The sequence below is a fragment of the Brevibacterium sp. genome (genome assembly GCF_031179145.1).
Lineage (GTDB): Bacteria > Actinomycetota > Actinomycetes > Actinomycetales > Brevibacteriaceae > Brevibacterium.
This window is the reverse complement of record NZ_JAPSIB010000041.1, coordinates 1-6,461: the sequence shown is the minus strand read 5'-3', so window position 1 is coordinate 6,461 and position 6,461 is coordinate 1. Positions and strand designations below refer to the sequence as shown.

Genomic DNA, 6,461 nt, shown 5'->3' with positions numbered 1-6,461 from the left:
GGCGATCGCCTCGGCGGCCCCACTTCCGACGTTGATCGTGCGGGAGTCGACCGGCGGGTGACTACTCCGCGCTGCCCTTCGCCTCGGCCGACGGCTTCTCGGGGGTCGCCTCGGCGGCATCTGACGGAGCCACAGGGGTCGTGCTGTCCGCTGGCTTCTCGGGGGTCGCCTCGGCGGTGCTGCGTCCGTGATTGAACATCAGGTTGAGCACCACCGCGACGAAGGCGCTCATGGCCACCCCGCTGCCGAGCAGGGAGGCGACGCTCGGCGGGAACTGGGAGTACATTCCTGGGATGAGGACCGGGAGCAGGCCCACGCCCAGGCCGACGGTGGCGGTGATGAGGTTGCCGGTGTGGTGGAAGTCGACGCGGGCGAGCATCTGCACGCCGAGCACGGCGATGATGGCGAACACCACGACGGCGGTGCCGCCGACGGCCGCGGCCGGGATGCCACCGAGGATCCGGGCCAAGGGACTGAACCCGATGAGGATGAGGATGACGCCGGCGAACGCGGTGACATAGCGGCTGCGCACACCCGAAGCGCGGACGATGCCGACGTTCTCGCCGCTGGTGACCATCGGCGTGCTGCCGAAGAGCCCGCCGAGGAGGGTGATGATCCCATCGGCTCGGACGACGCGGGGGACGTCCCTGCTCGGGGTCACTTTGCGATCGACGATCTCGCCGTTGATGATCGTCTGGCCGGTGGCCTCGGCCATTGAGGCCAGTGCCCAGAGGAGCATCGGGATGGCGGCGATGAGGTCGAACTTCGGCATTCCGAACGGGAACAGGGTGGGGGCGGCGAAGATCGGGCCGGCCATCTGCTCCCCGAACGAGGTCATACCCAGGAACGCGCCGACGACAGTGCCGCCGATGAGTCCGATCGCGATGGAGAGCCGACCCCAGAGGCCGGGGAGGAACCGGAAGCACAGGACGGTGACGGCGATCGTGACGAAGCCGAGGAGCAGGTTCTTCGGGTCGCCGAACTCCGGGCTGTCGGGCTGACCGGTGATGAGCTTCCCAGTGACCTGGATGAGGTTGACGCCGATGACGATGACGATCACGCCGATGACCAGCGGCGGGAAGTATTTGAGGACCCGTACGAAGAGGGTCACCGCGAAGATGTAGAACACCCCGGTGAGGATCACGGCGCCGACCGCGGTCTGCAGATCGGTGCCCTGGCCGATGGAGATGAACAGGACGGTGCCGGCGCCTCCGGGGAGCATGACGAAGGGGAGGCGGACGCCGAGCTTCCAGACGCCGATCGACTGGAGGATCGATCCGAGTCCCGAGAAGACGAGCACCGCTGAGAGCAGCGCCGAGGTCATGTCCTGCGGAAGCTCGAGCGCCTTGGTGATGAGGAAGACCGCCGAGATCGGCGTGGCCACCATGACGAGGACGTGCTGAATCGCAAAGGGAATGAGCTTGTGCACTGGGCGCAGCTGGTCAACGGGATGGACGCTGTCGGTGACCTCGGTGGGTGCGGACATGGTGGCCTCTCGCCGGTAAGAGAAGGTGATCAGGCCTGAGTTTATCAGGAGCCAAATCGATTTGTTTCATTATCGGGAGAGGTCGGGGAGCGGCCGCGATTCGTGAGGTGAGACGGTGCGGCGTGCGCCGGGATCATTGGGTCAGGCGCCGGGGGTCGTTGGGGAAGGCGCCGATCAGCCGGCGAGCGGTGTCAGTCCGAACTTGAGGAGAAGGAAGACGCCGAGTGCGAGGAGGGGGATGCTCGCTGCGACGATCGTCGTGATGAGTGCGCTGCTGTGAGTTCGGTCTGTCGCCATTGGGCCATCCTGCTCCGATCGAGCTCGGCTCGAAATCGCAAGCGGTGCGCGGGTGGGTCGAGGGGAGGGGTGGGGCTGCTGGGCGGCGAGTTCGTCGTCGGTGGGTTGGGGATAGGAGAACACGGGGCTCGTCATACCCCTCAACCTACGGACCGGCGGCTGCTGGTGACATGCTGATTCCCCGTCGACCAGGTCGGGAAACCCTCACCGGTTGGCGGCGCGCATCACGCGACCGAGTTGCCGACGGCTGCGGTGACGACGAAGACGAGCAGGGAGAAGAAGGGGCCGAGGACGGCGAGCACAATGGCGATGATCCCCGACCCTCGTCCGCTGTTGCGCACGATCGCCATGATTCCCGCGATCAGCCCCGTCAGCCCGCACAGGGTGAAGACGATGAAGAAGATCGCGAACATGATGGCCAGGCCCATGTACCAGTTGGGGGCCGAGTTCATGTCGGAGGCTTCGGCGACTCCGGCAAGTCCTGTCGCGAGGCCATGGAAGGTTGCTGTGATGAATGCGAGGACCGCAGCCGTGATCGAAAATCCCATGGCAACCCCACCGATGGTCCTGTGCGGCATCACCGACCAGGGGTATCTGCGTTTCATGGGTCAAATCTAACAACCATCGGGGGTCGGGTGAGAAGGCGGAACACGAAAATGAGACCGTCGGCCGACAGGTATGTGCCAATGAGGATCGGTGGCTTGAACGGCAGCGTCTTGTGAACGCCTGCAGTGTCACGTGAACGCCGGCGGTATCACGTGAACGCCGGCGTCACCCCAGGCGTCGGACCTGCGTGTGGAAGGCGATGGTCCGTGACAGAGAGGCGACCGCCTCGTCGAAGGTCAGGTCGTTGGCACTCCACCGGAAGACGATGCCCAGGAACGAGTCATAGAGCACCGAGGCGCTCGCCCGCGAGTAGTCCTCATTGATGCCGATCGCGATGAGGTTCGACGCCAGCTTCTCCTGCAGGTCGGCTGCCAGGACTTCGAACACTCGCGGTTTGACGCGCACGCGCATGAGCGCCGCGGCGTAGTCCCTCGACAGGTCCTCGTGGGCGGCGAAGAATTCGAGGAACGGGAGGAAGATCCCCAGAAGATGCTGATGCACCGCCGAGGTGGTTCCCGGCGGCATCGTCGTCATTCCGTTCTCGCCTGCTTCGGGGGAGGTCCCGGTATTCGGCCGGGCCGGCGGCGAGTACTGTCCGGTCTGGAGTCCTGCGAACCATCGGTCGAAGCAGCGCACGAGCAGGACGTCCTTGTCTCCCGCTGCCATCACCCGACCGATCGACACCTCGGCTCGCCCAGCGATCCCTCGCACTGTGGTCTTCCTGTAGCCGAGTTGGAGGAACAGATCTCCTGCCGCGACGAGGATCTTCTCTTCGGTTCTGAGCCGACGATCAGTACGAGACTGAACATGTTCAACTGTCATGAGGCCATCGTAGGTCACTTCGTTTGCGGACATTCGTTTCGCTCACGGGCGCACCGCTGCTCCATATCGGTCCCGAGAAATAGTTTCTGCAACCACTTGTCGTTGGCAATTTTACTTCTGGTTGCAGATTGGAATTGATGCTGAACTTCTCCTTGTGAAAACCACTTATGGCTGTCGGCTCCAGGCGCCATTGCACGTCGGCGCGAGGGCGGATCAGGCGCCATTGCACGTCGACGCGAGGGCGGATCAAGCGGGCAGGGCGGACTCCACGACGTCGGCGGCCGCGCTGGCTCCGCCGGCCGCCTCGATCTCTGCCTTCATCCAGTTCAGCCGGCCGCGGATGCGTGGATCGTCGGTGAGGTCCTCAACGGTGGACCAGAAGCGATCCGGCGTGATCTGGTCGGGTGGGATCTGCGTGCCGAGTCCGAGTTCGACGAGTCGGTCCGCGTTCGCGCGCTGCTCGGCCATCTGCGGCACCGCGAGCATGGGCACTTCGTGGGCAAACCCCTCGAGCACGCCTCCCATCCCTGCATGGGTGACGAAGGCGGCCGCGTGTCGCAGCACGGCTGTCTGCGGCACCTGTTCGTGCACTTCGACATTCAGGGGAATGTTGCCCAGATCCCTCCGGGACACCGAATCTCCGATGGCCATCACCACGTGCCACTGTCGGTCCTCTGCGGTTTCCATGATGGTGCGGAAGAACTCGGGGCGATCGTTGTAGGCGGTTCCCAATGACACGAGGAGCACCGGTTTGCCGTCCGGCGGCTGCCAGTCGCCCTGGAAGCGGCGCTCGGTGAGCACCGGGCCGACGAAATGAAAGCTGTCCCCAAAGGTGTGCCCTTCGGGCTGGAACGCCCTCGGGATGGTCACAATGCGTGCGGCAGCGGTGGCGCCCTGCATGAAGCCGCCCACGTCACGGATCCCCTCGCGCCGAACGTAGCGCCCGATTCGCAGCATGGTCAGGAGGAAACGGGGGTGGAGCGGGTTGATCTTCGCGTAGCTCTGCATGTTCCAATGACTGTTGCTGACGAAGTTCGGCCAGGTCTCGACGGCCGGCACGCCCCAGCGATGGGCCAGAATCCGTCCCCACCATGCGAGTGTGCCGTCGTGAACGACAAGGTCGGGCTTGGGGAGACTGTCGAGCTTCTTGACCATCGCCTTCGTTTCGTCGAGGAGCAGTCCCATTGCTCGCACCAGTTCCGCCCCGTGCATCTGTGGCACGGCGCCACGTGGCATGGCTTCCCATGTCGAAGTGGCGGGAACGTACCGAGCGCCGGTTTCGCGAATGCGCTCGGCGAACATCCTCGGCGCGGCATAGGAGACCTCGTGGCCGCGGTGGACCAGCTCTGCCGCGATCCCGAGAGTCGGATTCACATGCCCCGCACCCAGCGGGCCCATGAAGGTGATTCTCGCCATTGCCTGTCCTCCTCCGAGTCTCGGTTCCATTCACACTACATGCGCACCCGGCTGTGCGTGGAGTGCTCAGGCGGGGGCGGCGGTCCAGGCCCCGGACCCTTGCCGACGTCTGAAAGTTTATGTACCTTAACTTTATGCACCGCGCTCAGCCCATGGGAACCCCCAGACCTCTCAAGACCGGCACCGGCGGGAAGCAGAAGATCTCTACCTTCATGCTTCTCGGGCCGGCATTCGTCGCGGCCATCGCCTATGTCGATCCCGGCAATGTCGCCGCCAACCTCACCGCGGGGGCCGAGTACGGCTACCTGCTCGTCTGGGTCCTGGTCGCGGCGAACCTCATCGCCGTCCTCGTTCAGTACCTGTCCTCGAAGCTCGGTCTGGTGTCCGGCCAGTCCCTGCCCGGCCTGGTCGGGAGCACGCTGGGGAAGAAGTCCCGCCTGGCCTACTGGGCGCAGGCCGAGGCCGTGGCCGTCGCCACCGATCTCGCCGAGGTGATCGGCGGTGCCATCGCACTGAAGATCCTGTTCGACCTGCCGCTCCTCCTCGGCGGCCTGATCGTCGGCGTCGTTTCGCTCGTGCTGCTGTCGATCCAGTCGACTAGGGGGCAGCGTCCCTTCGAGACCGTCATCATGACCCTGCTCGGCATCATCGCGGTCGGGTTCCTCGCCGGGCTGTTCGTCGGGGACGTCGACTGGGGTCAGGCGGCAGGAGGGATCGTACCGGGTCTCGACGGAACGAACTCGGTAGTCCTGGCCGCGAGCATGCTCGGAGCCACCGTGATGCCGCACGCGATCTACCTCCACTCCGCACTGTCGGTGGACCGGCACGGGAAGCAGCCACGGTCCTCGGTGCCGCAGCTGCTCCGGGCCAGTCGCTGGGACGTCGTGCTGTCGCTGATCATCGCCGGCTCGGTGAACATCGCGATGCTGCTCGTCGCGGCATCGTCACTGCGTGGGCAGGTCGGCACCGACACGATCGAGGGGGCGCACGCGGTCGTGTCGGTCAACCTCGGCGAGGTTGTGGGTCTGCTCTTCGGCATCGGACTGCTCGCCTCGGGGCTCGCGTCGAGCGCCGTCGGCTCCTACGCGGGAGCGGCGATCATGCAGGGGCTCCTGCGCGTCCACATCCCGATCGTGTGGCAGCGCGCGGTGACGATGATCCCCGCGTTCATCGTGCTCGGCATCGGCGCCGATCCGACGTGGTCGCTGGTGATCAGCCAGGTCGTGCTCAGTCTTGGCATCCCGTTCGCGATGGTTCCGCTGGTCAAGCTGACGGCCAATCGCGCAGTGATGGGCGAGTACGCGAACGGACGCGTGATCTCGGTGCTCGCGATCGCAGCGTCGGGGCTCATCATCGTGCTCAACGTCGTTCTGCTCGCGCTGCTGGCCCTCGGCATCGAGTGAGCCGCGCCGAGGGCGCCGCATCGAGGGCGCGCGGACCGCATCACTTTCGGAACTATGCATCTGTTCCGGAACAGATACATAGTTCCGAAAGTGATGGAGTCAGAGTCAAGTGCTCGCCCGAGGTATCAGCGGCTGGTCGGATAACCTGGAATCATGCGTGCAGGCGAAGTCTCCGAGGTCAGCCAGGACTATCTCAAGGCGATCTGGTCCGCGCAGGAATGGGGCGGTGAGCCGGTCACCGCGACCGAGCTGGCGAAGCGTTTCGGCACGACGAAGGCCAATGTCACCGAGGTGCTCAAGCGCCTCGACGAACTCGGGCTCGTCCTCCGCGTGCCCTACCGGCCTCCCGAACTGACCGCCGAGGGGCGGAAGATCGCGCTGTCGATGGTCCGCAGGCACCGGTTGATCGAGACCTTCCTCGTCGAATCCCT

General features: G+C 65.1%; 7 protein-coding genes. 2 read left to right on the top strand and 5 right to left on the bottom strand.

Annotation, left to right across the window (positions count from 1 at the left end):
* Positions 1-61 precede the first annotated feature (61 nt).
* The 5 genes from RIT73_RS17105 to RIT73_RS17085 all read right to left on the bottom strand — a co-directional run bounded on the left by RIT73_RS17105 (position 62) and on the right by RIT73_RS17085 (position 4,627).
* The gene (locus tag RIT73_RS17105; RefSeq protein ID WP_309133313.1) at positions 62-1,486 is read right to left on the bottom strand and encodes a uracil-xanthine permease family protein; all 1,425 of its coding nucleotides are present in this window, start codon (positions 1,484-1,486) and stop codon (positions 62-64) included.
* A 174-nt stretch (positions 1,487-1,660) separates the two neighbouring features.
* Positions 1,661-1,783 carry a hypothetical protein gene (locus RIT73_RS17100; protein WP_309133312.1) on the bottom strand — a complete coding sequence of 41 codons (123 nt, stop codon included), beginning with the start codon at positions 1,781-1,783 and terminating at the stop codon, positions 1,661-1,663.
* Between the two features lie 224 nt (positions 1,784-2,007).
* A complete protein-coding gene (locus RIT73_RS17095) occupies positions 2,008-2,388 on the bottom strand; it encodes a hypothetical protein (protein WP_309133311.1) in 381 nt (126 codons plus the stop codon).
* A 166-nt stretch (positions 2,389-2,554) separates the two neighbouring features.
* On the bottom strand, positions 2,555-3,211 hold the full coding sequence (locus RIT73_RS17090; protein WP_309133310.1) for a TetR/AcrR family transcriptional regulator: 657 nt from the start codon (positions 3,209-3,211) through the stop codon (positions 2,555-2,557).
* A gap of 246 nt (positions 3,212-3,457) precedes the next feature.
* A complete protein-coding gene (locus RIT73_RS17085) occupies positions 3,458-4,627 on the bottom strand; it encodes a macrolide family glycosyltransferase (RefSeq protein ID WP_309133309.1) in 1,170 nt (389 codons plus the stop codon).
* 152 nt (positions 4,628-4,779) lie between these two features.
* On the opposite strand from RIT73_RS17085, the gene RIT73_RS17080 reads away from it, so the two are divergent.
* On the top strand, positions 4,780-6,030 hold the full coding sequence (locus RIT73_RS17080; protein WP_309133308.1) for an Nramp family divalent metal transporter: 1,251 nt from the start codon (positions 4,780-4,782) through the stop codon (positions 6,028-6,030).
* Positions 6,031-6,183: 153 nt separating this feature from the next.
* A partial coding sequence (locus RIT73_RS17075) for a metal-dependent transcriptional regulator (protein WP_309133307.1) occupies positions 6,184-6,461 on the top strand: 278 nt, incomplete at its 3' end.